Origin of the sequence: Yersinia enterocolitica, from assembly GCA_002082245.2 — a bacterium.
Classification (GTDB): Bacteria; Pseudomonadota; Gammaproteobacteria; order Enterobacterales; family Enterobacteriaceae; genus Yersinia; species Yersinia enterocolitica_E.
Genome location: NBTC02000002.1, coordinates 2,523,891 through 2,549,051, shown reverse-complemented (window position 1 = coordinate 2,549,051; position 25,161 = coordinate 2,523,891). Strand labels below are relative to the sequence as shown.

The following is a 25,161-nucleotide window of genomic DNA, read 5'->3' as shown; positions in this document are numbered from 1 at the left end:
ACGGTGCCATTGTAGAGACTAATCTGGGCGGATGAAAGCAGGTTAGCCCTCTGGTGGGGTAAACCAGGCCGATTTGAAATCAAACCAGCCGAGCGTGTTCATGCGCACCCCGCGCATACTGTGCTGCCCATATAATTCTAACCAATGATGGAACAGCGGGTGGAATTGATTCTGGCTAACCAACCGTTGGCTCCAATCCGCCATCGGCAGGGTATTATTTCGCCATAATTCAACATCCTGATGCAGTTTTTCATCCAAACAATGTTGTAGTAGCGGCAGTTCGTACAGGGTGGCAAACAGGGAGAACTCCAGTGGCAGATAGAAATTCGCGCTGCCAAGCCAGATATCACTCTGTGCATCGCCCTGATACCAACTGACATAATCCAGCACTTGTATCACCAGTGTGACGCCGTGTGCGGCCAACAATGTGGTTAATGTTTGGCTGATGGCGTCAAATTCGGAATGCTCGCTGTAAAATGTCAGCGTCAATTCGGTCAGCCCTGCGGGCTTTGGCTCAAGGGTAGTTAGCCGGTTGTGATGCCAGCGGGGCAGCATGCCGTAGGCCGGTGACCAGTAGCGTTGATAGAAAGGATCTGCATGGCTGAGCAGGGCGACCGGTGTTATCAACTCACACAACCAGCGGCGGATCTCTGGGTTACTGGTCTGAGGCGATCGCTGATCAAACAGTAAAAAATAGCAGCCTTCCTCCAGCCGACTTTCCAGCTCGTTTTTACTGGTATCGTCAGCCTGCAATTGCACACCGGAATAAACCAGCTCCTCAGACAACTCAGGTAGCACCCAGATATTGACCTCATCAATCAGTGCGCGGAAACCAAAATAGTTATCAAAAGCCTGTATCTTCAACTGATTATGGTGATTTCTAATCACCGAGTAGGGGCCGGTACCAATAGGATGGCGGCGGAAGTCGGGTTGATTCTCCCATTCTTGCGGCAAAATCATGGCGTGAACACTACCCAACAACCATGGCAACCAGTGATCCGGGCAACTTAGATGGATATCAATCACATAGGGCGTTGGTGAGCGCACGGCGGTGATATGAGAGAACAGGGGCTGCGGAATCAGCCGGGTCAGGCTGCTGATGACATCATCCATTTCCAGTTCACGCCCATGGTGAAAATGGATGGCAGGGCGCAAATAAAAACGCCAATGCAACGGGCTAATAGCTTGCCAGTGATGGGATAAATCCGGTTCCAGTTCCCCATTTTCCTCATTTATGCGTGTCAGGCCATTAAAAATCTGCCGCACCATATGCGTTTCGGAGCGGCGCAACGCGGTACCGGGCAGCAGGTTTTGTAGCGGGCGATAATAGAGCACCCGCAGGATGTGTTTTCCTTGGCGGAAACTGCGTCCCAACTGGGATAGCAGCATTTGGCGCACTGCTTTTTTATCCCCTACCAACTGCACTAACTGATCGATATGGTCCTGTTCCAGCAGCTCTTCGGCCCGCTGTTGTTGCAGTGCCAACCCGGAGTAGAGGAAGGCCAGTTGTGAGCGTTTACCGCGACCCGCTTCAGCCTGCCAGCTTAGCCAACCCTCTTGTTGCATGCTACCCAGCAAGGATCGTACATGGCGGCGTGAACAACTGAGCACGTCTGCCAGCTCCTGCAAGGTGGTTTCCGTCGGCTGGCCATTAAAACGTTGCCAGAGGCGAATAAACTGCTGTTGTAGACGTGAGGCAGACATAAAAGAGGAACTCCACGGCAAATTTCATCAATTTTTCTTTCCCTATATTACGCAGATACTGATTGCCAATGAAAGCGGGTTATCGTGGCAATGCCGCCAACGGGAGGAATAAATGATTTTTAATTTACAGCGTTATTCCACCCATGACGGCCCCGGTATTCGCAGTGTGGTATTCATGAAAGGCTGTTCGCTGAGTTGCCGTTGGTGCCAAAACCCGGAAAGTCGATCACGTAAAGCGGAGGTGCTATTTGACTCGCGCCTGTGCTTATCAGGTTGTGAGTTATGCCAACAGACCTGCCCGCAGGCAATAGAGCGCATTGACGATTGCATTGTTATCACGCGCCAACGGCTGGAAGAGGATGACCTTCAGGCACTCACCGTGCGTTGCCCGAGTGGTGCACTGACGGTGTGTGGTAGCCCGATTGATATTGATACCACTATGGCAACACTGTTGCGCGATATGCCGTTTTATCGGCGCAGTGGCGGTGGTGTGACGCTATCCGGTGGTGAGCCATTTATGCAACCCGATGTAGCGGCTGAGTTATTGCAACGCTGTCATCTGCTTGGTATCCACACGGCGGTTGAGTCTTGTCTGCATACGCCGTGGCATTACATCGCGCCCTCTTTGCCGTGGCTGGATCTGATGCTGGCGGATTTAAAGCACACGGATGAAAACCGTTTTCGCCAGTGGACTGGAGGTTCGGCTAAACGGGTGATGGACAACTTTCGTCAGTTAGCGGCAGCGGGCACCAACATCACAGTACGGGTGCCGTTGATCCCAGATTTCAATGCAGATCGCCACTCTATACAAGGGATCGTCGATTTTGCGGCTGATGAGATAGGCGTTAAAGAGATTCACTTTTTGCCTTACCACACGTTGGGTATCAACAAATATTCGCTGCTGGGTGAAGAGTATCGGGCAGCAAGCACACCGTTGGACGCTCCTGAACTGCTTCACTTCGCGGAAAGCTATGCCCGTGATAAAGGCTTGACCGCAATTTTACGAGGATAATGCTATGACCACCCTTGATTTGGTAACGCTAAGCGAACGGACGAAACAGCATAAAAACGCACTGATCCACATTGTGAAGCCGCCGGTTTGTACCGAACGAGCTCAGCATTATACCGAGGCTTATCAGCAGCATCAGGACAAACCTCTCCCCGTCAGGCGCGCGCTGGCGCTGGCGCATCACTTACAGCTTCGCACCGTCTGGATCAAAAATGATGAGCTGATTATCGGTAATCAGGCCAGCCAACTGCGCGCCGCGCCAATTTTCCCTGAATACACCGTGAGTTGGATTGAAAACGAAATTGATGAGCTGGCCGATCGCCCCGGTGCGGGTTTCTCGGTCAGTGCAGCAGATAAAGCGGTATTGCACCGTATCTGCCCGTGGTGGCGCGGCCAAACAGTGCAGGACCGCTGCTACGGCATGTTTACCGATGAGCAAAAAGCGTTATTGGCTACCGGCATTATAAAAGCCGAAGGTAATATGACCTCCGGCGATGCGCATTTGGCGGTTAACTTCCCGTTATTGCTGGAAAAAGGACTGGATGGTCTGCGCAGCAAAGTGGCAAGTCGCCGCGAACGGTTACAACTGACGGACTGGAGTGACCTGCATAAAGAGCAATTCCTTAAAGCCATTGATATTTCATTGGCGGCGCTGAGCGAACATATCGAACGTTATGCGGCGGTTGCGCGGCAAATGGCAGAAGAAGAGAGCCGTGATTGGCGGCGCATTGAGTTACAAACTATCGCCACAAACTGCGAACTGATTGCTCACCAACCGCCACAGACCTTCTGGCAAGCCTTGCAGTTGTGCTATTTCATCCAATTGATGCTGCAAATTGAATCTAACGGCCACTCGGTTTCCTTTGGCCGCCTCGACCAATACCTCTATCCGTGGTATCGCCGTGACGTGGAGCTGGAAAATACCCTCAGCCGCGAAAAAGCCATTGAGATGTTGCATAGCTGCTGGCTCAAGTTGCTGGAAGTGAACAAGATCCGTTCCGGTTCGCACTCCAAAGCCTCGGCGGGCAGCCCGTTGTATCAGAATGTCACTATTGGTGGGCAGAAGCTGGTGCAGGGTAAAGCGATTGATGCGGTTAACCCGCTCTCTTATGCGGTGTTGGAGTCTTGCGGCCGTTTACGTTCAACTCAGCCGAATCTCAGCGTGCGCTACCATGCCGGTATCAGTGATGATTTCCTCGATGCCTGTGTGCAAGTCATTCGCTGCGGCTTTGGTATGCCTGCGTTTAATAATGACGAAATTGTTATTCCTGAATTTATCAAATTGGGTGTAGAGCCACAGGATGTTTACGATTACGCTGCCATCGGTTGCATTGAAACTGCGGTGGGGGGGAAATGGGGCTATCGCTGTACTGGCATGAGTTTTATTAATTTTGCTCGCGTGATGCTAGCGGCGCTGGAGCAAGGTAAAGATGCGACCTCTGGGCAAGTATTCTTGCCGCAAGAGCAGGGGTTATCGAAGGGTAACTTCACTGATTTCTCACAAGTGATGGCGCAATGGGATCAGCAGATTCGTTACTACACGCGAAAATCCATCGAAATTGAGTGTGTGGTAGATACGGTGTTGGAAGAGAATGCCCACGATATTGTCTGTTCTGCACTGGTGGATGACTGTATTGAGCGCGGTAAAAGTATTAAGCAGGGCGGCGCGCGTTATGACTGGGTTTCCGGCTTGCAGGTGGGCATTGCCAATTTGGGTAATAGTCTGGCAGCGGTACGAAAACTGGTGTTTGAACAACAGCTTATCGGACAGCAGCAACTGGCAACGGCGTTAACAAATGACTTTGCTGGCCTGAACGGTGAGCAATTACGCCAACATCTGATTAATTCAGCACCGAAATACGGTAATGATGTTGATGATGTAGACCAACTGCTGGTGCGCGCTTATCAGACGTATATTGATGAGTTGAAGCAATATCACAATACCCGCTTTGGTCGCGGCCCGATAGGCGGTACCTATTACGCCGGGACGTCCTCTATCTCTGCTAACGTGCCGTTTGGTGCGGCAACGATGGCAACACCGGATGGCCGTAAAGCGCACAGCCCGCTGGCGGAGGGAGCAAGCCCTGCTTCTGGTACTGATCATCTGGGGCCAACTGCGGTGTTTAACTCCCTGTCAAAACTGCCGACAGCCTCTATTCTGGGCGGGGTGCTACTGAATCAAAAACTGAATCCGTCAACTTTGGATAACCCGCGTGATCGCGAAAAGCTGATGATGATGTTGCGTACCTTCTTCGAGGAGTATCTGGGCTGGCATGTGCAATACAACATTGTATCGCGTGAGATATTGCTCGATGCCAAGCAGCACCCAGACCGCTACCGTGATCTGGTGGTGCGGGTTGCCGGTTACTCGGCATTCTTTACCGCGCTATCGCCAGATGCACAAGACGATATCATCGCCCGAACAGAGCACACTTTGTGAGCTGTGGTAGATGATAATTGATGTTGATGTCTGTTAAATGAACCAAGTCTTGCCTTGCTGTGTACCAAAAATTTCTGAGTAATGGTGACTTTCACCAGCCAGTAGGCTTAACAACCTGCTGGCTTTTTTTATCCTGCCTCCTTGAGGCTACAGCGTTGTTAGCTGCGTTCACGCACCCGAATCACTTACTTGAGTAAGCTCATCGGGATTTGTTCGCTTGCTGCCTAGCTATAGCCCCAATGACTTTGGATAATATCCTGTCTCCTTGAGGCTACAGCGTTGTTAGCTGCGTTCACGCACCCGAATCACTTACTTGAGTAAGCTCATCGGGATTTGTTCGCTTGCTGCCTAGCTATAGCCCCAATGACTTTGGATAATATCCTGTCTCCTTGAGGCTGAAACACGGTCAGCCGTATCCATTATTCGGATGTGAAATTTATGCGGCTGATATACTTTTCTCTATATAAATCTACCCGCTTCTGTAGCATAGCGTTTAATTGTTATTTCTGGCGCTGGAGCCTGGAATGAAATCTGCTTTGATCTTTTCCCGCCGTATTAACCCGGTGTTTCTCGCTTTCTTCGTGGTGGCTTTTCTTTCCGGTATCGCCGGCGCGTTACAGGCACCGACATTAAGCTTGTTCTTAAGCACTGAAGTGAAAGTACGCCCACTGTGGGTGGGATTGTTTTATACCGTCAATGCCATTGCCGGGATTACCGTCAGCTTTGTACTGGCCAAACGATCAGATTTACGTGGTGACCGCCGCAAGCTAATTATGGTCTGCTACTTGATGGCGGTGGGGAACTGCCTGCTATTTGCTTTTAATCGTGACTATCTGACGCTAATCACTGCCGGTGTGCTGCTGGCAGCAGTAGCAAATACCGCCATGCCGCAGATTTTCGCCTTAGCGCGAGAATATGCCGATAGCTCGGCGCGGGAAGTGGTGATGTTTAGTTCGATTATGCGTGCGCAGCTTTCATTGGCTTGGGTTATCGGCCCGCCGCTGTCGTTTATGTTAGCGCTGAATTATGGCTTTACGCTGATGTTCAGTATCGCCGCCGGTATTTTTGTCCTCAGTGCGCTGGTGGTGTGGTTTATTTTGCCCTCGGTGCAGCGAGCAGAGCCAGTAGTAGATGCGCCAGCGGTGGTGCAGGGCAGTTTGTTTGCCGATAAAGACGTTTTGTTGCTGTTTATTGCTTCAATGTTGATGTGGACCTGCAACACCATGTACATCATTGATATGCCTCTGTATATCACAGCAAGCTTGGGATTGCCTGAGCGGTTGGCTGGTCTGTTGATGGGGACTGCTGCCGGGTTGGAAATCCCTATTATGCTGCTGGCGGGTTACTCGGTCAGGCGTTTTGGTAAGCGCAAAATTATGCTGTTTGCGGTGCTGGCGGGTGTGCTGTTTTATACCGGATTGGTGTTATTCAAATTCAAAACTGCACTGATGCTATTGCAGATTTTTAATGCCATTTTTATTGGTATTGTCGCCGGGATTGGCATGCTCTATTTTCAGGATTTAATGCCAGGCAGAGCCGGGGCAGCAACCACGCTGTTTACCAATAGCATTTCCACTGGGGTGATTCTGGCGGGGATTCTGCAAGGGGTATTGACCGAAACCTGGGGCCATAATTCGGTATATGTGGTGGCGATGGGATTAGCTATTCTGGCGTTAATCATCTGTGCACGGGTGAGAGAGGCATAGCGCCCGGAAGGGCGCTAAGGGTAATGACTAACCTATTTGGCAGCAATATTCCCCCAGCCTGAAGTGAGCAGGGGGAGAGTGGCAGTCGCGCTTTATTCGACCGGTTTTAATCGCGCAACAAAGTGGCGCAGAACCGGGGGTTCGTAGGTAAAGGTTAAGCCTTTGATATCATGAGCGCGTGACTTGAGCGAGATCAGGGCATCAGCGATGTAATCCATATGGTCGTTGGTGTAGACCCGGCGCGGGATAGTCAGACGCAGCAGTTCCAGCGGTGACGGTTTTTGTTTACCCGTTTCTGGATCTCGTCCCAACAGTAGCGAGCCAATTTCCACACTGCGGATACCCGCCTCCAGATACAGTGCGTTATTTAAGGCTTGGGCTGGGAATTGCTCCGCCGGAATATGTGGCAGCAGAATCTTGGCATCGACAAATACCGCGTGGCCGCCGGTAGGATACTGAATTGGAATCCCGCCCGCCCGCAGGCGTTCACCCAAATATTCGACTTGTCCGATGCGGTACTTCAGGAAGTCCTCGTTCATCCCTTCTTCCAGCCCGATAGCCAGCGCTTCCATATCACGACCGGCTAAACCGCCATAGGTGACAAACCCTTCCATTGGTACACAACGGATGCGAACATCGTCAAACAGGTGTTCATCGGTACGGAAACAACACAGCCCGCCAATATTCACCATGGGATCTTTTTTGGCAGACATGGTTAACATATCACCATATTGGTACATCTCCAGAATGATCTCTTTGACCGACTTATCTGCGTAACCCGGCTCTCTTTGTTTGATAAACCAGGCATTCTCACAGAAGCGAGCCGAGTCGATCACTACTGGAATATTGTGCTGCTGAGCGATGCGATACACTTCACGCATATTGCTCATGGAAATAGGTTGGCCGCCGGAGCTATTACAGGTCACGGTGGTAATAATAGAAATTACGTTTTCTTCACCATGTTCAGCGATGGTTGCCTTTAACTGATCTAAATCGAAATCCCCTTTCCAGTCATAATACGTAACGGTATCAAAGGCTTTCGGTGTGACTACGTTAATTGCCTTCGCGCCGTTCATCTCAACATGGGCGGCAGTGGTATCAAAGTGGAAGTTGGAAATAAAGACCGGTTTCTTGCCACCACCGGTTTTTTGTTTTTTCGCAATCAGGCAAGGGAATAATATTTGCTCCGCGCCACGCCCCTGATGGGTTGGGATAGTAAATGGATAGCCAATCAGTTTCTTCACTTGGTCACACAAGTGATAGTAGTTACGCGAACCGGCATAGGCCTCATCGCCCATCATTAATCCGGCCCATTGGCGGTCACTCATCGCACCGGTGCCAGAGTCGGTGAGCAAATCAATATAGACATCTTCACTCGGCAGTAAGAATGGGTTATAGCCTGCCTCGATTAATGCTTTCTCACGATCTTCCCGGTTGGTCATCCGAATATTTTCAACCATTTTAATACGGAAGGGCTCTGGGATACGTTTCATGGCTTATGACTCCAAATACCCTTGGAACTTGAAGTCGCAGCTAACGTCTCTGCAACGCCAATCATTTTGGGTATTTTTATTATTAATATTTAAAATGCAGTCATATTTTGGCGAGTGAAAATAGCCATTCACATTACCAATGACGGCAACAAAATAAAGAGATGAGTTTTTTCAGCCTAAGCTGAATAAGCAATGGGGGAGTTAACGCGGGAAATCGTTGGCGAGGCGGTAATCTATATTAAACCAGGCTCGGCTATCGCCGGAGATGCGTGCTTCGTAACGCAGTATAATGCGTATCATAAGGCGCCCTCTAGTTGTGGATGGTGAATAATAGCATACCTTGGTTGAAAAAATAAAAAGTGACCGCCAGCACAAAATATAATCAAATAAATCAATATCAGAATAATTAATATCTAGTTAAAATAATGACTTGAGAATATATCATGTAACATATTGATTGATATGGGATTTGTTTTGTGAATAATGAAAAAAGGAAGGGTGCGTTTTAAAATGGGATTTTTATCTATTTTGAATTGTTGGGTCAGGGCTTACCTGACACCAACAATATACTCACAAAATGAACTTAAAATAAATTAACGTAAAAATGCTGGTTGCTGTTTTTCATATGCAGAAATATTACTTTCATGCTGCAACGTCAGGCCAATACTGTCCAAACCATTAATCATACAATGGCGGCGGAAGCTGTCTATTTCAAAAGAATAACTATTGCCACCGGCATTCACTGTTTGCTGTTCCAAATCAACAATAAACTCGATGCCTTCATTATCGTTAACCAATTGGAATAAGGTATCGATATCTGCTTCGCTTAAGGTCACTGGTAATAATTGGTTATTAAACGAGTTACCGTAAAATATATCAGCGAAACTAGGGGCAATAACCACTTTGAAACCGAAGTCGGTCAATGCCCACGGCGCGTGTTCCCGTGAGGAGCCACAACCGAAATTCTCACGCGCTAACAAAATGGTTGCACCCAGATAGCGGGGTTGGTTCAGCACAAATTCAGGGTTTGGCACTTTGCCTGCGTCGTCGAGAAAACGCCAATCGTTAAACAAGTGTTGGCCAAAGCCAGTGCGCGTCACTTTTTGTAAAAATTGTTTTGGGATAATCGCGTCGGTATCGACGTTTGCCGCATCCAACGGAGCAACCAAACCCGTGTGTTGAGTAAATTTAGCCATAATGGTGTCTCCGGTTAGTGGGTGGCGGCTTCTAAGTCGCGAACATCAGCAAAATGACCACTGACAGCGGCGGCGGCGGCCATTGCCGGGCTAACCAAATGTGTGCGGCCACCACGGCCCTGACGGCCTTCAAAGTTACGGTTGCTGGTGGAGGCACAACGCTCTCCGGGTTCCAGACGGTCGTTGTTCATCGCCAAACACATGGAACAACCAGGCAAACGCCACTCAAAACCGGCCTCGATAAAGATCTTATCCAAACCTTCCGCTTCTGCCTGCGCTTTTACCGGGCCTGAGCCGGGTACCACAATAGCTTGCACGCCAGTCGCGACTTTACGACCTTGCGCCACCGCTGCTGCGGCACGCAAATCTTCAATGCGTGAGTTAGTGCAGGAACCGATAAAGACTTTATCAATGGCTACCTCGGTCAACTTAATGCCGGGGCGCAAATCCATATATGCCAACGCTTTTTCCGCCGAGGCACGTTCAACGGGATCACTGAAGGACTCAGGCGCAGGAATCATGTCATTAACCGCAATAACCTGGCCCGGGTTGGTGCCCCAAGTGACTTGTGGCGCGATGTCGGCGGCATCCAGGGTGACGATAGTGTCAAATTTAGCATCAGCATCAGATTTCAAGCTGCGCCAATAGGCCACGCCTTGTTCCCACTGCTCGCCAGTTGGGGCGAACTGACGACCTTTCAGGTAGTCGAAAGTGGTGTCATCCGGGGCGACTAAACCGGCTTTAGCACCCATCTCGATCGCCATATTACATAATGTCATCCGGCCTTCCATGCTCAGCGCTGCAATCGCGCTGCCACAGAACTCCACAACATGGCCGGTGCCGCCCGCGCTGCCGGTTTTGCCGATAATCGCCAAGACGATGTCTTTGGCGGTAATCCCTGCACCGACAGTGCCGTTAACTTCGATTTTCATGGTTTTGGCACGGCCCTGTTTCAGGGTCTGGGTTGCCAGCACATGCTCAACTTCTGAAGTGCCGATACCGAAGGCCAATGAGCCGAATGCACCATGGGTCGCGGTATGTGAGTCACCACAGACGATAGTCATGCCCGGTAAAGTCATACCTTGTTCAGGGCCAATCACATGGACGATGCCTTGGAACGGATGATTCAGGTCATATAAAGAGACACCGAACTCAGCACAGTTCTTAATCAGCTCCTGCATCTGAATCCGCGCCATTTCGCCGCTGGCATTGATATCTTTGGTCTGGGTTGAAACGTTGTGGTCCATCGTGGCAAAGGTTTTACCCGGCTGACGCACCGGACGACCCATGGCGCGCAAACCATCAAAGGCTTGCGGCGAAGTAACTTCATGCACCAGATGGCGGTCGATGTACAACAATGGGGTTTCATTTGGCGCTTCGTAAACGATGTGCGCATCGTACAATTTTTGATATAAGGTCTTGCCCATTTTACACCCCCTCCATCACGAATTTAGCGATAATATCGCCCATTTCGTTGGTACCGATGGCTTTACCTTCGCCTGCCAAATCAGCCGTGCGATAGCCTTGTTCCAATGCCTGATTGATCGCATGCTCAATAGCATCGGCGGCATCGTCTTTACCTAAACTGAAACGCAACAGCAGAGTTAATGACAAAATCTGGGCAATTGGGTTGGCGATATTTTTGCCCGCGATATCGGGTGCGGAGCCACCTGCGGGTTCGTATAAACCGAAACCTTGTTCGTTCAGGCTGGCCGACGGCAACATCCCCATTGAACCCGTTATCATGGCGCACTCATCAGACAAAATATCGCCAAACAAGTTAGAACACAGCAATACATCAAACTGGGCAGGGTCTTTGATCAACTGCATGGTGGCGTTATCGATATACATATGGGACAACGCAACATCTGGGTAATCGGCCGCAATGGCAGTTACCACTTCACGCCACAGAATAGAGCTTTGCAACACATTGGCTTTATCAATAGAAGTAACTTTGCCACGACGTTTACGCGCAGATTCAAAGGCAATACGGGCAATACGTTCAATCTCAAAGCGATGATAAACTTCGGTATCAAAAGCACGCTCGTGCTGGCCTTGGCCTTCACGGCCTTTGGGTTGGCCGAAGTAGATACCGCCGGTTAATTCACGCACACACAGAATATCAAAACCTTTGGCAGCAATATCGCTGCGCAATGGGCAGAAGTCTTCTAACCCTTGATACAACCGCGCCGGGCGCAAGTTGCTGAATAATTTGAAGTGCTTGCGCAAAGGCAACAACGCACCACGCTCGGGTTGTTCAGCCGGTGGCAAATGTTCCCATTTCGGGCCGCCTACCGAGCCAAACAAGATAGCATCAGCCTGCTCACATCCGCTGACTGTCGCTGCCGGTAACGGGCTGCCGTGACGGTCGATGGCTGCACCACCTACATCATAAACGCTAGTTGAAATCTTGATGCCGAAACGTTGACGCACCGCATCCAATACTTTATTTGCCTGAGTCATTACTTCAGGGCCAATACCGTCTCCGGGCAAAACGGCAATATGATAAGTCTTAGTCATGTTCACACCATTTCCTGATTATTTTGTTGCAAGCGCTGCTTCTCAATCTCTACCTGATGAGCGCGGCAGATGTTATTTAATACGTGAACCAACGCTTTAGCGGATGACTCGACAATATCTGTTGCCAGACCCACGCCGTGGAAGCGGCGGCCCTTATGATCAACCACGATATCAACCTGACCCAATGCGTCTTTACCCTGACCGTTGGCAGACAGTTGATATTTCACCAGTTCAATTTCATAACCGGTAATGCGATTGATGGCCTGATACACCGCATCAACCGGGCCATTACCTGTGGCCGCTTCTGATTTAATGTCTTCGCCACAGACCAATTTCACGGATGCTGTTGCCATTACGCTGGAACCCGACTGCACGCTGAAATAGTCTAAACGGTAGTGTTCCGGCTCTTCCTGTTGTTTATTAATGAAGGCTAACGCTTCTAAATCGTAATCAAATACCTGGCCCTTTTTATCTGCCAGCTTCAGGAATGCGTCGTACAAAGAGTCCAAATTGTAATCTTTATCCTGATAACCCATCTCTTCCATACGGTGTTTGACCGCCGCGCGACCAGAACGGGAGGTCAGGTTCAACTGCACTTCTTTCAAGCCAATGGATTGTGGTGTCATGATTTCGTAGTTTTCACGATTTTTCAGCACGCCATCCTGATGAATACCGGATGAGTGAGCGAAAGCATTACTGCCGACAATGGCTTTGTTAGCGGGTATTGGCATGTTGCATAACTTACTGACCAACTGGCTGGTGCGGTAAATCTCTTGATGATTGATATTGGTATGCACGCCCAACATCTTTTCACGCACTTTGATAGCCATGATCACTTCTTCCAGTGAACAGTTACCGGCGCGTTCGCCCAAACCATTAATCGTGCCTTCTACCTGACGCGCACCGGCTTGTACTGCGGTGATGGAGTTGGCAACGGACATGCCCAAATCGTCATGGCAATGCACCGAGATAATGGCTTTATCAATATTTGGCACCCGCTCATACAAGTCGGTGATAATTCCGCCGAATTGATAAGGAGTGGTGTAACCGACAGTATCAGGGATATTGATGGTAGTCGCGCCGGCATTAATCGCAGCTTCTACGATGCGGCACAGGTTATCAATAGGGGTACGGCCAGCATCTTCACAAGAGAATTCAACATCATTGGTATAGTTGCGAGCGCGTTTCACCGAGTGCACTGCCATCGCCAACACATCATCAAATGAGCGCTTTAATTTGGATTCGATATGTAAGGTGGATGTCGCCAAGAACACATGAATACGGAAGGCTTCAGCAATACGTAAAGCTTCGGCGGCGACATCAATATCTTTGTCTACACAGCGAGCCAGAGCACACACGCGGCTGTTTTTGACTTGCTGAGCGATGGTGCGCACTGACTCAAAATCGCCAGGGGAGGAAACCGGGAAACCGACTTCCATTACATCGACACCCATTCTTTCCAGTGCAAGCGCGATTTGCAGCTTCTCTTTAACACTCAGGCTGGCTTGCAATGCTTGTTCACCGTCGCGCAATGTTGTATCGAAAATAATGACTTGTTGGCTCATGGGTTGTTCCTTGTCGTGTTTACATTTGCGCTTAGCGGGTAAAAAAAAACCCGCGCATTTGCGCGGGCTTGTTAATCTTGATGACTGAATCAGTTCTGATTTCCGTCCACCAACATACCGCGCAAGTGAGATGCGTTAAGTAGTAGGCTTAGTAGGCGGGTTGAGTAGAACATAATTTTTCAGTTTCTCATGGGTTAAAATAGTGCGTTGCCTAAATTGATACGTGAATTTTGTGGTCATGTCAACTTTTGTTTAAAATGGCCAGTTCAACTGGTTGCACGGGTTATCAATTCCTTATAACGACACAAAAAACCTAAAAATTAAAAATATAGGATTTTTAATCTAAAAATAGATGCTGATGATTTTGTTTTATTTGGCATAGTCTTAATAATATGGATTATTGTGCTTTTTTGATATTTGGATCATAAATTCTCTAGCTAGAGAGGTGAACATCAGTTTTGGGACGTTATATTTAAGTCTCCCAGAGATGGAATGAGGTAAGTAAGAGTAATCCATAATTATAAATTCACAATAAGCCTTATTATCTTCCTATTATATATTTGTTGAATATAAATATTCATCACTCTAATAAATGCTATTATTTATTGGCTTTAGATGTTATGAATATGGCGTGAATTCATACTTAAGTGTGGTTAGATCTAATCCACTATTTAATATATTCATACTAATAAATAAGAACTAATAAGTTTCAATTGATGAATTTATTATTTATTAATGGCATAGTTGTCAACTATCCCATTTTGTGATGTGATCATCTTGTTGATTTTATTACTGGTGCTTATAATTTGATGGTTTGATATTCCTGATGTAAATTACTGTATGAGCATATATAAGATACTTTATGTGAATATCTTGTTCACGCACTTATCTATGGGCGTTATTGACTGAAAGGTAGGGAGGGAATTAATACTTTTGCATTTATACAAGGATGAGACTCATTTTACCTGACAAGAGTAATGATGAGAACATTGGCATCGTTAATAGTAAGAGAATAAAGATATTTTGAGGTATGTAAAAGTATCAGCAGGATTCTTCTATTAATCATGTCATCTGCATAAAGATCAGTGGAGTTAAGCATGCTTGAACACAACTTAGTAGCCGACGACCAAGTAACTAAAAAAGAAGGTAGTGATGTTCACTTAAGAAGTGTCGATCTCAATTTATTAACGGTTTTTGATGCGGTGATGCAAATGCATAATGTAACACGTGCAGCCCAGTCACTGGGGATGTCCCAGCCTGCGGTGAGTAACGCAGTCGCTCGCTTGAAAGTGATGTTTAATGATGAGCTGTTTGTTCGTTATGGCCGTGGTATCCAGCCTACCGCCAGGGCTCGTCAGTTGTTTGGCCCGGTTAGACAAGCTCTGCAATTAGTTCAAAATGAGTTACCCGGTGCGGGCTTTGAAGCCAAAAAAAGTGGGCGAATCTTTAATCTATCTATTTGTAGCCCGTTAGATATTAGATTGACGGCACAAATAATAGAAAGTGTTAAGCAATTAGCGCCTAATGTTCAACTCATTATCAAATCCTATTTGAATGATAATATTGAGCATCAGTTACGTTATCAAGAGACCGAGTTTGTGATAGGTTATACCAAGTTTGAGCGCCCAGACTTCCATTACTTATCAATATCTAATGATGAGTCCGTTTTGGCGGTCTCAAAAAATCACCCCCGTATTGATAATTCAATTACGCAAGAACAGCTCCTTTCAGAGTCACACGCGGTAGTGTCATTGGATAAAGTAGGTTCTTTCAGTGAGCATTATTATGAATCAGAGATAAGTGCTCAAACTATTGTATATGAAAGTACCGATATGAATAGTGTGCTTAATATTGTATCCCAAACTTGCTTTGTGGCGATTGCTCCTCGCTGGCTTGTTCAAACATACAGTGAAGCACTTAATCTGAAACTTATCTCTTTACCTTGGAAGGAAACATGCCGCCCATGTTATCTCACGTGGCACGAATCTACTGATAGAGATAAAGGCCATCAGTGGATGAAAGAGTTACTCAGCCAATTGGATACTCCTGAGTAATTACTTTTGTTAACCCCTGCTGCTGGAATCATATTATTTTCAGTGGCAGGTAAAGGTAACAACTAAATTAAAACATGTTTTGTTTCCAGCCATTGGTCAGTTCAATACAACGTTATTGCCGTGTTTACCCCTCACTCTTATGGTTCTAAACGCTCTCTTTTTCATCAAAGTCAATTTCAGCTCACACTTCTACTCTGAATTTTGTTTGCCATAGCCAATAGAGCAGGTAGACTGCGCGAAAAAAAGTGAACACATGTAAGCTGAATGCCAATTAGTGGTAAGTTACAGTACACTTTAATGAATAATCAATACCCAATAGATTTCAAGGTGTAGCAAGGCGGTAAATGAAAGGCTCCCAATGAACGGACTCCGTCATGTGATTTGGATGAGCACCCGCCATCACACAGTAGCAACTTGGAAGACAGCAAGTATATAGCGAGCGGCGATGTTATGACCCACACATTAGAGCAATACCACCTTGTGCGCCGTCTGCGCCAACAAATCAGCCACCGTGCTGACCAGATAGCTTTGCGTGAATGGTCACCCGAGGGTGAAAAACAACTAAGCTGGCAGCAGGTTGACACGCATGTCACCCGGATTTCAGCAGCTTTGTTATCCCTCGGGGTTGCCATTCAGGAGCGTATTGGGATTTTTGCCAACAACAGTATGACTTGGTCGTTGGCGGATTTAGCTATTTTACAGTTGCGTGGCGTCAGCGTCCCACTGTATGCCACCAATACCAGCACTCAGGCTGCTTATGTGCTCAATGATGCCGATGTGCGTATTTTATTTGTCGGTGGACAGACACAATTTGATGTTGCTGCAACACTAAAGCCGCTGTGCCCGCAACTTGCTCAAATTATTGTATTAGACCCCGCAGTCGATTTGCGCGGTTGTGAATATGCCCAACACTTAGCTGATTTTGAGCAACAACCTGATGCGGTCCAACAGCACCTACTCACTACGCGTATAGATAGTTGCGACTTAAATGATTTATTCACACTGATTTATACCTCGGGTACCACGGGTGAACCTAAAGGTGTGATGCTGGATTACCGTAATATGGCAGCCCAGCTTTATTTGCACGATCAGCGCTTAACCCTGACAGCAGAGGATGTCTCTCTTAGTTTCCTGCCGTTATCCCATGTGTTTGAGCGGGCGTGGAGCTTCTATGTAATGCATACCGGCGCGCAAAATGTCTATATCAGCGACACTGATTGGGTGCGCTCGGCAATGCAGGCAGTAAAGCCGACAGTGATGTGTGCCGTCCCTCGTTTTTACGAGAAGGTATTCAGTGCCATCAATGACAAAGTTGCTCTGGCAAAATGGCATCGCCGGCTATTGTTTCGCTGGGCGGTAGGTCGGGGTGAGCGCAAATTCCAAAGCCTGCAACGTGGGGAAACATTATCATTGCTATCCGAACAGATGTACCAGTTGGCGGATCGTCTGGTGTTGAGGAAATTGCGAGGGGTGTTGGGGGGTAGAGTGCGCTTTTTACCGGCCGCCGGTGCTCGGTTAGATGACAATATCATCCTGTTTTTCCAGTCCATCGGTATCAACATTAAGTACGGCTATGGCATGACCGAAACCTGTGCCACCGTCTCTTGTTGGGAAGAGCACGACTTCCGGTTCGGCTCTATCGGTAAGCCATTACCGGGGATTGATGTGCGTTTGGGCGCAGAGAATGAAATTCAGGTACGTGGCCCGATTGTGATGCGTGGTTACTTTAATAAACCGCAACAGACGGCAGAGTCGTTCACCGAAGATGGTTGGCTCAAAACGGGGGATGCCGGGGCGTTGGATGCTCAGGGTAATTTGTTTATCACCGAACGGCTGAAAGATTTGATGAAAACCTCCGGCGGCAAATACATTGCGCCGCAAATGATTGAGGGCACACTCGGTCAGGATCGTTTCATTGAGCAGGTCGCGATTATTGCCGATACGCGCAAATTTGTCTCAGCGCTGATTGTGCCCTGTTTTGAATCACTTGAAGAGTATGCCCGTTCGATAAACCTGAAATACCATGACCGGTTAGAGTTGTTACGCCATAGCCATATTGTCGGTTTGTTTGAACAAAGACTGAAAGATATGCAAAAAGAGTTGGCGATGTTCGAGCAGGTTAAGCGCTTTACGTTGTTACCACAGGCATTCACCATGGAAACCGGTGAACTGACACCGACGATGAAATTGCGTCGCAAAATCATTCTCCAGCGTTATCAGAATGAAATTGATTCGATGTACCGTGATTAATCGATAGTGTTATTACGTTGCTGTCTGTTGTTAACAGGCAGCCGCTGTTTTTCTGAACGTTCAGCACTTTCGCCACCTGGCTCGGTATCGCCCCCTGTTTTTCTTCCTCCGATGCATAAAAATTATCAGCCTAATTAAGTTCTATGATTGGTCATCTTGGCGGTGTTTAAACGAAGGTCACTCCTTAACAGGCAGTGTTTTATGTTTGGAATGTAAGCAAAAACAGAGCACGACCAACAGAATTGTCTTTAGCGCAGCGAATTGCCATTTGCCTGCCAGAAAATCTGACGTTATGTTAATAAGTTGGTTACGTTAAAAATAATAAATATAGGAATCAGGGCGTAGTGCCTTTCCTACAGGATCCCGTGGAAATGACTTCCCGTTATCCAATGAGCAAACAAAGCCTGGAGGCAAAACCCATGGAGATGTTGTCAGGAGCCGAGATGGTTGTCCGGTCGTTAATCGACCAGGGCGTGAAGCATGTATTCGGTTATCCCGGCGGGGCCGTACTTGATATCTACGATGCCCTGCATACGGTCGGCGGCATCGATCACGTGCTGGTACGCCATGAACAAGGCGCGGTTCACATGGCCGATGGTTATGCTCGGGCAACCGGTGAGGTTGGCGTGGTGCTAGTCACTTCCGGCCCTGGGGCGACCAATGCCATTACCGGTATTGCTACCGCGTATATGGATTCTGTACCGATGGTGGTGCTTTCCGGTCAGGTACCTAGCTCATTGATAGGTTACGATGCTTTTCAGGAATGTGACATGGTGGGGATCTCCCGCCCAGTGGTGAAACACAGTTTTCTGGTGAAGCGCACTGAAGATATTCCAATGGTACTGAAAAAAGCCTTCTATCTGGCATCGACTGGCCGCCCAGGTCCGGTCGTTATAGATTTGCCAAAAGATATCGTTGGCCCTGCGGTAAAAATGCCTTACGCCTACCCGGATCAGGTTAGCTTGCGCTCTTATAACCCCACGGTACAAGGCCATCGTGGGCAGATTAAACGCGCGCTGCAAACTATTCTGACGGCTAAAAAACCCATCATGTATGTCGGCGGTGGGGCGATTAATTCTGCCTGCCACGAAGAGCTGCTAGCTCTTGCTGAGCAACTGAATTTGCCGGTGACCAGCTCTTTGATGGGGCTGGGGAGCTTCCCAGGCACTCATCGCCAAAGCGTGGGTATGTTGGGGATGCACGGGACATTCGAAGCCAATATGGCGATGCACAATACGGATCTGATTTTTGCCGTTGGCGTGCGCTTTGATGACCGAACCACCAATAATCTGGCGAAATACTGTCCGAATGCCACTGTGGTACACATTGATATCGACCCGACTTCAATTTCGAAAACCGTAAATGCCGATATTCCGATTGTTGGTGATGCCAAACAAGTCTTGGTACAGATGCTGGAGCTGCTGTCTCAGATTGATTGCACACAAGATTGCGATAGTTTACGTGATTGGTGGCAATCCATCGAACAATGGCGTGCCCGTAATTGTCTGAGTTACAACAAAGACAGTGGAAAAATCAAGCCGCAGGCAGTGATCGAAACCCTACATCGCCTCACCAGCGGTGATGCTTATGTCACCTCTGATGTCGGTCAACACCAGATGTTCGCCGCACTTTATTATCCGTTTGATAAACCACGCCGTTGGATTAACTCAGGAGGCCTTGGGACGATGGGCTTTGGCCTGCCGGCAGCGCTTGGCGTTAAACTGGCGTTACCAGACGAAACGGTAGTTTGCGTTACCGGTGATGGTAGCATCCAGATGAATATTCAGGAGTTATCTACTGCACTGCAATATAACTTGCCAGTGCTCGTGCTGAACCTGAACAACCGCTATCTCGGCATGGTGAAACAGTGGCAGGATATGATCTACTCTGGCCGCCACTCACAGTCTTATATGGATTCGCTGCCTGACTTCGTCAAATTGGCTGAAGCCTATGGTCATATTGGTGTTTCCATCCGCACGCCGGATGAGTTGGAAAGCAAACTGGCTGATGCCCTGACACAATTATCCGAGACCAAGCGTTTGGTATTTGTAGATGTGACGGTTGATGAAACGGAGCATGTTTACCCGATGCAGATTCGTGGTGGTGGCATGGACGAAATGTGGCTTAGCAAAACGGAGAGGACATAATTATGCGCCGCCGGATTTTATCAGTTCTACTGGAAAACGAATCAGGTGCCCTCTCAAGAGTGGTGGGCCTGTTTTCTCAACGTGGTTATAACATTGAGAGTTTAACGGTTGCGCCGACCGACGATCCTACACTTTCCCGCATGACGATTCAGACTGTAGGTGATGCCAAAGTTCTGGAGCAGATAGAAAAACAGCTACATAAATTGGTGGATGTACTGCGCGTCAGTGAGCTGGTTTCTGGCTCGCATGTTGAACGTGAGATTATGCTGGTAAAGTTGCAGGCCAGTGGTTACGGGCGTGAGGAAGTGAAACGATGTGCGGAAATATTCCGTGGGCAAATTGTGGATGTTACCGCCACGCTCTACACCGTCCAACTGGCGGGCACCAGTGATAAACTGGATGCATTCCTCAATGCGGTGCGGGAAGTGGCAGAAATTGTTGAAGTTGCCCGCTCAGGCATTGTCGGTGTGTCACGTGGTGACAAGATTATGCGTTAATGAAACTTATTAACACTGACTAATCTCCAATAATCAGGCTCGGCAGGTGTGTCGGGCTTTTTTTTTCTTATTTTTTAACCGAGATAGCGTTATAGGGCGGTTAAAGCGGTTGCTCAATAGTGAGTTCTGCGGTTAGATCTACGTTGTGCTATATCCGTAGTTAAACTATGTCTATAAATCGTGTGTTTTAGCCTGTAACACTGCGGTTTATTGGCGTATTGAGAAATGCTGGGATATTTAGCTCTGGCAGACATCATGCCTTTCATCACTTTATTGGGTTTATAAGGGGTTAATGTGAAACTGGATGAAATCGCGCGTCTTGCGGGTGTTTCGCGTACAACGGCCAGTTATGTCATTAATGGCAAAGCGAAACAGTACCGAGTCAGCGATAAAACAGTAGACAAAGTTATGGCGGTTGTCAGGGAACATAACTATCACCCAAATGCTGTTGCGGCAGGATTGCGCGCGGGCAGAACCCGCTCCATCGGTTTGGTGATCCCGGATCTTGAGAATACCAGCTATACCCGCATTGCAAATTATCTGGAACGCCAGGCGCGCCAGCGCGGTTATCAACTGTTGATAGCCTGCTCGGAAGATCAACCAGATAACGAGATGCGTTGTATCGAACACCTGTTACAGCGTCAGGTTGATGCCATTATCGTTTCTACCGCATTGCCCCCTGAGCACCCTTTTTACCAGCGCTGGGCTAATGATCCATTGCCAATAATTGCATTGGATCGGGCGCTAGATCGGGAGCATTTCATTAGCGTCGTCGGCGCGGATCAAGAAGATGCACTGATGTTGGCACAAGAACTGCGTGCCTTCCCGGCGGAATCTGTATTGTATTTAGGCGCGCTGCCGGAACTATCAGTCAGTTTCTTGCGTGAGATGGGATTCCGTGAGGCGTGGAAAGATGATCCACGTAAAGTCGATTACCTGTATGCCAATAGCTACGAGCGCGAAGCTGCCGGTGTGCTGTTTGCGCAGTGGCTTAAGACCCACCCAATGCCACAGGCGTTGTTTACCACCTCATTCCAGCTACTACAGGGCGTTATGGATGTTACCTTAAAGCAAAGTGGGCGTTTACCCAGTAATCTGGCGATTGCTACTTTTGGTGATAACGAGCTGCTGGACTTCCTTGAGTGCCCAGTACTGGCGGTGGCACAGCGTCATCGCGATGTTGCCGAGCGCGTACTGGAGCTGGTATTAGCCAGTCTGGATGAGCCACATAAACCGAAACCGGGTTTAACCCGTATTCGCCGCAACTTGTTCCGCCGTGGCAGTTTGAGCCGCAAGTAACCGGGTAATAAACATTTCGGTTAGGACGCTTAATACCCAATAGATTTTATGGTGCAGGAGGCAGCAGCGGCCTCAATGAGGTGAGGCCCATGGATGGGCCGAATAGTGAGCACAGCCAACACACCTGCACCATGAAAGATGGCGGGTATTCAAATATAGCCCGCCACGCGGAACAATCGACGGCAATATTCCAGGAAATAGCCGTAAGCCACACCCATCGCCATTGAAACCAACGCGTTACTGGTAACCGCTGTAGTGATTTGCTCTAAATCAGCCCCGACCGACCACAAAATTATGGCATAAACTGGAGACTGGAAGCTGACATAGGCCAGTAAGTCTGCCAGATTCCTTGCCCAAAAATACTTGCCGGCATGATGACGCGCAAAGCGGATAAAAGCATCCCGATACACCCCATAAGGCCAGGCAATAAGGATATTGACCGGTATTGAAACCAGGCGAGAAGAAAGAGACTGCTGGAAGGTCATTCCCGAGATCACGATTTCAATTATCATGCCGATGACAAAACAATACACTACCAGTGCAAAAGTATCGGCTGCGGCACTACGCAGACGGGACCCAGTTGAAAACATTGTCATTAACTCCCTACTTGGGGGAAAAATCTGCCAAAACGCCAATTGATGAGATTATTGGCAGGGTTTATATATTGCTAATCATTTTAATGGCAGGTGATTGTATTGCTTTTTTGCTTTTAATGTAGTTTACAGTGCTATTGTTTGTAATATAACCAGCTCAAAATTTTTATTTTTAACATTTGGCTGATTTTTATACTTTGTACTGTGAGGAATTGAGCTTTTGGTGGTTTTTTAAATGGTAAGGTATCTTGTTTTACTTTAAAAACAGATAGTTGTGTTTCTCCGTTATCAGCAGAGGGGGGCCGGCAAAGGTCAGTCAAATTTAAAATAATGAGTGAGACAAAAACTAAATCATTCAATTTTGCTAATTTAAGATTTATCTGTCTGAAGGCATTCATATTTCAGTGATACTCGGAAATAGACACCAATAATTTATTTCAAAATAGATTAATCCCCGTCGGTTAATTGAAGTAAAATGTCGCGCCAGTAACACTTGTTGTTCTCAAGGTTATTATTGTGTTGCTGTGGGTTTTGCCGTCGATTACCGCTGTTTTTCCTTAGGAGACGCCAGCGGCAGCGGGTTTTGTGCTCAGGCTGTTTATTTTTAGACCGTACAATTTTCATACTAAAAATGAGACATTCCTTGCAGAAGGAAATAATGAGACAATTAATCGACAATTAATTATTTATTTAAGTAGCTGGAATTACTGGCGGAAAAATAGCCCGTTTATCATGACGTTAATTTCTATTACAACCACTAAAATAGCCCCTTCTACGAGATATATCTCAAAAACGGCCCATAAATATTGTCAAAGCGCATCGGCTCTGGCTTGACAAGGTTTTCATACCATCCGTAAACTCTTTAATGTGGGGATTTGTGGGGTAAAGTGGCGAATTGGGTCATGAAGGGGTAACTCAGTCATGTTTCGTGGTGCAACGATGGTTAACCTCGACAGTAAAGGGCGGCTTGCCGTACCTACCCGTTATCGGGATTTACTGAATGAGGAATCGCAGGGCCAGATGGTCTGTACCATAGACCTTCACCAACCATGCCTGTTGCTTTATCCACTCCCTGAATGGGAAATCATTGAACAAAAATTATCCCGTCTGTCGAGCATGAATCCGGCTGAACGTCGGGTTCAGCGTTTGCTGTTAGGGCACGCCAGTGAATGTCAGATGGATGGTGCTGGGCGCTTACTGATCGCAGGAACACTGCGACAGCATGCCGGGCTGAATAAAGAAGTGATGCTGGTTGGGCAGTTCAACAAGTTTGAACTGTGGGATGAACAGACCTGGTATCAACAAGTCAAGGATGACATCGACGCAGAACAGTCCACTCAGGAACCATTGTCTGAGCGGCTACAGGACTTATCGCTATAAGCATGGTAGATAACAACAAAATTGTAGATAACAACTACAAGCATACAAGCGTATTGCTGGATGAGGCGGTAAATGGCCTGAACATCCGCGATAACGGCATCTATATTGACGGAACTTTTGGCCGTGGTGGCCATTCGCGTCTGATTCTGTCCCAGCTTGGGCCAGAAGGGCGTCTGATTGCAATTGACCGTGACCCACAAGCTATCGAAGCGGCAAAATCTATTACAGATCCGCGTTTCTCTATCGTACACGGTCCTTTTTCCGAGTTAGCACATTATGTGCGAGAGCTGGACTTAGTGGGCCGGATTGACGGTGTATTGCTGGATCTCGGGGTTTCATCACCACAGTTGGATGACCCTGAGCGTGGTTTCTCTTTCATGCGTGACGGGCCGTTGGATATGCGCATGGACCCCTCCCGTGGATTATCAGCTGCTGAATGGTTGATGAAAGCCAGCGCTGATGATATCGCGTGGGTGCTGAAAACCTTTGGTGAAGAGCGTTTTGCCAAGCGTCTGGCCAAAGCCATTGTTGAGCGCAACCTTACTCAACCGATGACTCGTACCAAAGAGCTGGCGGATTTGATTGCCAACGCCAGCCCATTTCGCGAAAAGCACAAACATCCTGCTACCCGTAGCTTCCAGGCTATTCGTATCTATATCAATAGTGAGTTGGAAGAGATTGAGCGCGCACTTGATGGCGCACTTGAAGTCCTGGCCCCTGCGGGCCGTTTGTCAGTAATTAGCTTCCACTCTCTTGAAGATCGTATTGTTAAAAACTTTATTCGTCATCACAGCCGTGGACCACAGGTGCCGGCGGGGTTGCCATTGACGGAAGCGCAGTTGCGCAGCATGGGTGGGCGCACATTGAAATCGGTTGGCAAGATGATGCCTCCAGATGCTGAAGTGGCTGAAAACCCACGGGCACGAAGCTCGGTATTGCGTTTTGCCGAGAGGATTAAAGAGTGATAGGCAGCGAACGCCACGGTTTAGTTGGGGTCATCGGCGGTGATTTAATCCGCAATGCGAAGATCCCGTTGATTTTACTGATCGCGGTGTTGGTATCTGCTGTTTTCGTGGTAACCACCGCCCACCGTACACGCTTGTTGACCGCAGAGCGTGAGCAGTTGGTGCTGGAGCGGGACGCGCTCGATATCGAGTGGCGTAACCTGATTCTGGAAGAGAATGCGTTGGGTGACCACAGTCGTGTGGAAAGTATCGCGACTGACAAATTGAAAATGCAACATGTTGATCCATCACAAGAAAATATTGTGGTTAAACAATAAATTTCTCCAATAAATAAAGGAATGAG

Annotated in this window: 20 protein-coding genes; 11 read left to right on the top strand and 9 right to left on the bottom strand. The window is 48.0% G+C overall.

Going from position 1 to position 25,161, the window contains the following annotated elements:
• Positions 1-42 precede the first annotated feature (42 nt).
• Positions 43-1,704: an HTH-type transcriptional regulator SgrR gene (locus tag A6J66_013110; protein PNM25042.1), complete on the bottom strand. Its 1,662-nt coding sequence runs from the start codon at positions 1,702-1,704 to the stop codon at positions 43-45.
• Positions 1,705-1,816: 112 nt separating this feature from the next.
• Between A6J66_013110 and A6J66_013105 the strand changes: the two genes are divergently transcribed.
• The 3 genes from A6J66_013105 to A6J66_013095 all read left to right on the top strand — a co-directional run bounded on the left by A6J66_013105 (position 1,817) and on the right by A6J66_013095 (position 6,859).
• The gene (locus A6J66_013105; protein ID PNM25041.1) at positions 1,817-2,716 is read left to right on the top strand and encodes a glycyl-radical enzyme activating protein; all 900 of its coding nucleotides are present in this window, start codon (positions 1,817-1,819) and stop codon (positions 2,714-2,716) included.
• 4 nt (positions 2,717-2,720) lie between these two features.
• Positions 2,721-5,153 carry a formate C-acetyltransferase/glycerol dehydratase family glycyl radical enzyme gene (locus A6J66_013100; GenBank protein PNM25040.1) on the top strand — a complete coding sequence of 811 codons (2,433 nt, stop codon included), beginning with the start codon at positions 2,721-2,723 and terminating at the stop codon, positions 5,151-5,153.
• A gap of 524 nt (positions 5,154-5,677) precedes the next feature.
• Positions 5,678-6,859, top strand: coding sequence for an MFS transporter (locus A6J66_013095; protein ID PNM25039.1), 1,182 nt, complete (start codon positions 5,678-5,680; stop codon positions 6,857-6,859).
• Between the two features lie 92 nt (positions 6,860-6,951).
• Here the strand turns inward: A6J66_013095 and tnaA are convergent, their stop codons facing one another.
• The 6 genes from tnaA to A6J66_013065 all read right to left on the bottom strand — a co-directional run bounded on the left by tnaA (position 6,952) and on the right by A6J66_013065 (position 13,633).
• Positions 6,952-8,352, bottom strand: a complete 1,401-nt coding sequence (tnaA, locus tag A6J66_013090; GenBank protein ID PNM25038.1) for a tryptophanase — start codon at positions 8,350-8,352, stop codon at positions 6,952-6,954.
• 201 nt (positions 8,353-8,553) lie between these two features.
• Positions 8,554-8,652, bottom strand: coding sequence for a tryptophanase leader peptide (gene tnaC, locus A6J66_013085; GenBank protein ID PNM25037.1), 99 nt, complete (start codon positions 8,650-8,652; stop codon positions 8,554-8,556).
• A gap of 293 nt (positions 8,653-8,945) precedes the next feature.
• Positions 8,946-9,548 (bottom strand): 3-isopropylmalate dehydratase small subunit, encoded by a 603-nt coding sequence (gene leuD, locus A6J66_013080; protein ID PNM25036.1) that lies wholly within the window; start codon positions 9,546-9,548, stop codon positions 8,946-8,948.
• 14 nt (positions 9,549-9,562) lie between these two features.
• Positions 9,563-10,975, bottom strand: coding sequence for a 3-isopropylmalate dehydratase large subunit (gene leuC / locus A6J66_013075; protein ID PNM25035.1), 1,413 nt, complete (start codon positions 10,973-10,975; stop codon positions 9,563-9,565).
• 1 nt (position 10,976) lies between these two features.
• On the bottom strand, positions 10,977-12,068 hold the full coding sequence (leuB, locus tag A6J66_013070; GenBank protein PNM25034.1) for a 3-isopropylmalate dehydrogenase: 1,092 nt from the start codon (positions 12,066-12,068) through the stop codon (positions 10,977-10,979).
• Positions 12,069-12,070: 2 nt separating this feature from the next.
• Positions 12,071-13,633 (bottom strand): 2-isopropylmalate synthase, encoded by a 1,563-nt coding sequence (locus tag A6J66_013065; GenBank protein ID PNM25033.1) that lies wholly within the window; start codon positions 13,631-13,633, stop codon positions 12,071-12,073.
• Between the two features lie 1,097 nt (positions 13,634-14,730).
• Between A6J66_013065 and A6J66_013060 the strand changes: the two genes are divergently transcribed.
• The 5 genes from A6J66_013060 to A6J66_013040 all read left to right on the top strand — a co-directional run bounded on the left by A6J66_013060 (position 14,731) and on the right by A6J66_013040 (position 21,880).
• Complete coding sequence (locus tag A6J66_013060; protein PNM25032.1) at positions 14,731-15,687, top strand: transcriptional regulator LeuO; 957 nt, start codon at positions 14,731-14,733, stop codon at positions 15,685-15,687.
• 450 nt (positions 15,688-16,137) lie between these two features.
• Entirely contained in the window at positions 16,138-17,937 is a 1,800-nt protein-coding gene (locus A6J66_013055) for a long-chain fatty acid--CoA ligase (protein ID PNM25031.1), read from the top strand.
• 419 nt (positions 17,938-18,356) lie between these two features.
• The gene (locus A6J66_013050) at positions 18,357-20,084 is read left to right on the top strand and encodes an acetolactate synthase 3 large subunit (GenBank protein PNM27003.1); all 1,728 of its coding nucleotides are present in this window, start codon (positions 18,357-18,359) and stop codon (positions 20,082-20,084) included.
• Positions 20,085-20,086: 2 nt separating this feature from the next.
• A complete protein-coding gene (locus tag A6J66_013045) occupies positions 20,087-20,581 on the top strand; it encodes an acetolactate synthase small subunit (GenBank protein PNM25030.1) in 495 nt (164 codons plus the stop codon).
• A 294-nt stretch (positions 20,582-20,875) separates the two neighbouring features.
• A complete protein-coding gene (locus A6J66_013040; protein ID PNM25029.1) occupies positions 20,876-21,880 on the top strand; it encodes a catabolite repressor/activator in 1,005 nt (334 codons plus the stop codon).
• A gap of 149 nt (positions 21,881-22,029) precedes the next feature.
• Here A6J66_013040 and A6J66_013035 read toward each other — a convergent pair whose 3' ends face one another.
• Entirely contained in the window at positions 22,030-22,476 is a 447-nt protein-coding gene (locus A6J66_013035) for an L-alanine exporter AlaE (protein PNM25028.1), read from the bottom strand.
• 131 nt (positions 22,477-22,607) lie between these two features.
• Positions 22,608-22,871 (bottom strand): hypothetical protein, encoded by a 264-nt coding sequence (locus tag A6J66_013030; protein PNM25027.1) that lies wholly within the window; start codon positions 22,869-22,871, stop codon positions 22,608-22,610.
• A gap of 523 nt (positions 22,872-23,394) precedes the next feature.
• On the opposite strand from A6J66_013030, the gene A6J66_013025 reads away from it, so the two are divergent.
• The 3 genes from A6J66_013025 to A6J66_013015 are packed head-to-tail and all read left to right on the top strand — an operon-like array spanning position 23,395 to position 25,135.
• Positions 23,395-23,853, top strand: a complete 459-nt coding sequence (locus tag A6J66_013025) for a transcriptional regulator MraZ (protein PNM25026.1) — start codon at positions 23,395-23,397, stop codon at positions 23,851-23,853.
• Positions 23,854-23,855: 2 nt separating this feature from the next.
• Positions 23,856-24,818 carry a 16S rRNA (cytosine(1402)-N(4))-methyltransferase gene (locus A6J66_013020; protein PNM25025.1) on the top strand — a complete coding sequence of 321 codons (963 nt, stop codon included), beginning with the start codon at positions 23,856-23,858 and terminating at the stop codon, positions 24,816-24,818.
• Positions 24,815-25,135: a cell division protein FtsL gene (locus A6J66_013015; GenBank protein ID PNM25024.1), complete on the top strand. Its 321-nt coding sequence runs from the start codon at positions 24,815-24,817 to the stop codon at positions 25,133-25,135. Before A6J66_013020 ends, A6J66_013015 begins: the two co-directional genes overlap by 4 nt.
• Positions 25,136-25,161 lie beyond the last annotated feature (26 nt).

Coding starts and splice junctions, on each gene's coding strand:
- A6J66_013110 (PNM25042.1), bottom strand. CDS start 1,704: ATGTCTGCCTCACGTCTACAACAGCAGTTTATTCGCCTCTGGCAACGT.
- A6J66_013105 (PNM25041.1), top strand. CDS start 1,817: ATGATTTTTAATTTACAGCGTTATTCCACCCATGACGGCCCCGGTATT.
- A6J66_013100 (PNM25040.1), top strand. CDS start 2,721: ATGACCACCCTTGATTTGGTAACGCTAAGCGAACGGACGAAACAGCAT.
- A6J66_013095 (PNM25039.1), top strand. CDS start 5,678: ATGAAATCTGCTTTGATCTTTTCCCGCCGTATTAACCCGGTGTTTCTC.
- tnaA (PNM25038.1), bottom strand. CDS start 8,352: ATGAAACGTATCCCAGAGCCCTTCCGTATTAAAATGGTTGAAAATATT.
- tnaC (PNM25037.1), bottom strand. CDS start 8,652: ATGATACGCATTATACTGCGTTACGAAGCACGCATCTCCGGCGATAGC.
- leuD (PNM25036.1), bottom strand. CDS start 9,548: ATGGCTAAATTTACTCAACACACGGGTTTGGTTGCTCCGTTGGATGCG.
- leuC (PNM25035.1), bottom strand. CDS start 10,975: ATGGGCAAGACCTTATATCAAAAATTGTACGATGCGCACATCGTTTAC.
- leuB (PNM25034.1), bottom strand. CDS start 12,068: ATGACTAAGACTTATCATATTGCCGTTTTGCCCGGAGACGGTATTGGC.
- A6J66_013065 (PNM25033.1), bottom strand. CDS start 13,633: ATGAGCCAACAAGTCATTATTTTCGATACAACATTGCGCGACGGTGAA.
- A6J66_013060 (PNM25032.1), top strand. CDS start 14,731: ATGCTTGAACACAACTTAGTAGCCGACGACCAAGTAACTAAAAAAGAA.
- A6J66_013055 (PNM25031.1), top strand. CDS start 16,138: ATGACCCACACATTAGAGCAATACCACCTTGTGCGCCGTCTGCGCCAA.
- A6J66_013050 (PNM27003.1), top strand. CDS start 18,357: ATGGAGATGTTGTCAGGAGCCGAGATGGTTGTCCGGTCGTTAATCGAC.
- A6J66_013045 (PNM25030.1), top strand. CDS start 20,087: ATGCGCCGCCGGATTTTATCAGTTCTACTGGAAAACGAATCAGGTGCC.
- A6J66_013035 (PNM25028.1), bottom strand. CDS start 22,476: ATGACAATGTTTTCAACTGGGTCCCGTCTGCGTAGTGCCGCAGCCGAT.
- A6J66_013030 (PNM25027.1), bottom strand. CDS start 22,871: ATGAATGCCTTCAGACAGATAAATCTTAAATTAGCAAAATTGAATGAT.
- A6J66_013025 (PNM25026.1), top strand. CDS start 23,395: ATGTTTCGTGGTGCAACGATGGTTAACCTCGACAGTAAAGGGCGGCTT.
- A6J66_013020 (PNM25025.1), top strand. CDS start 23,856: ATGGTAGATAACAACAAAATTGTAGATAACAACTACAAGCATACAAGC.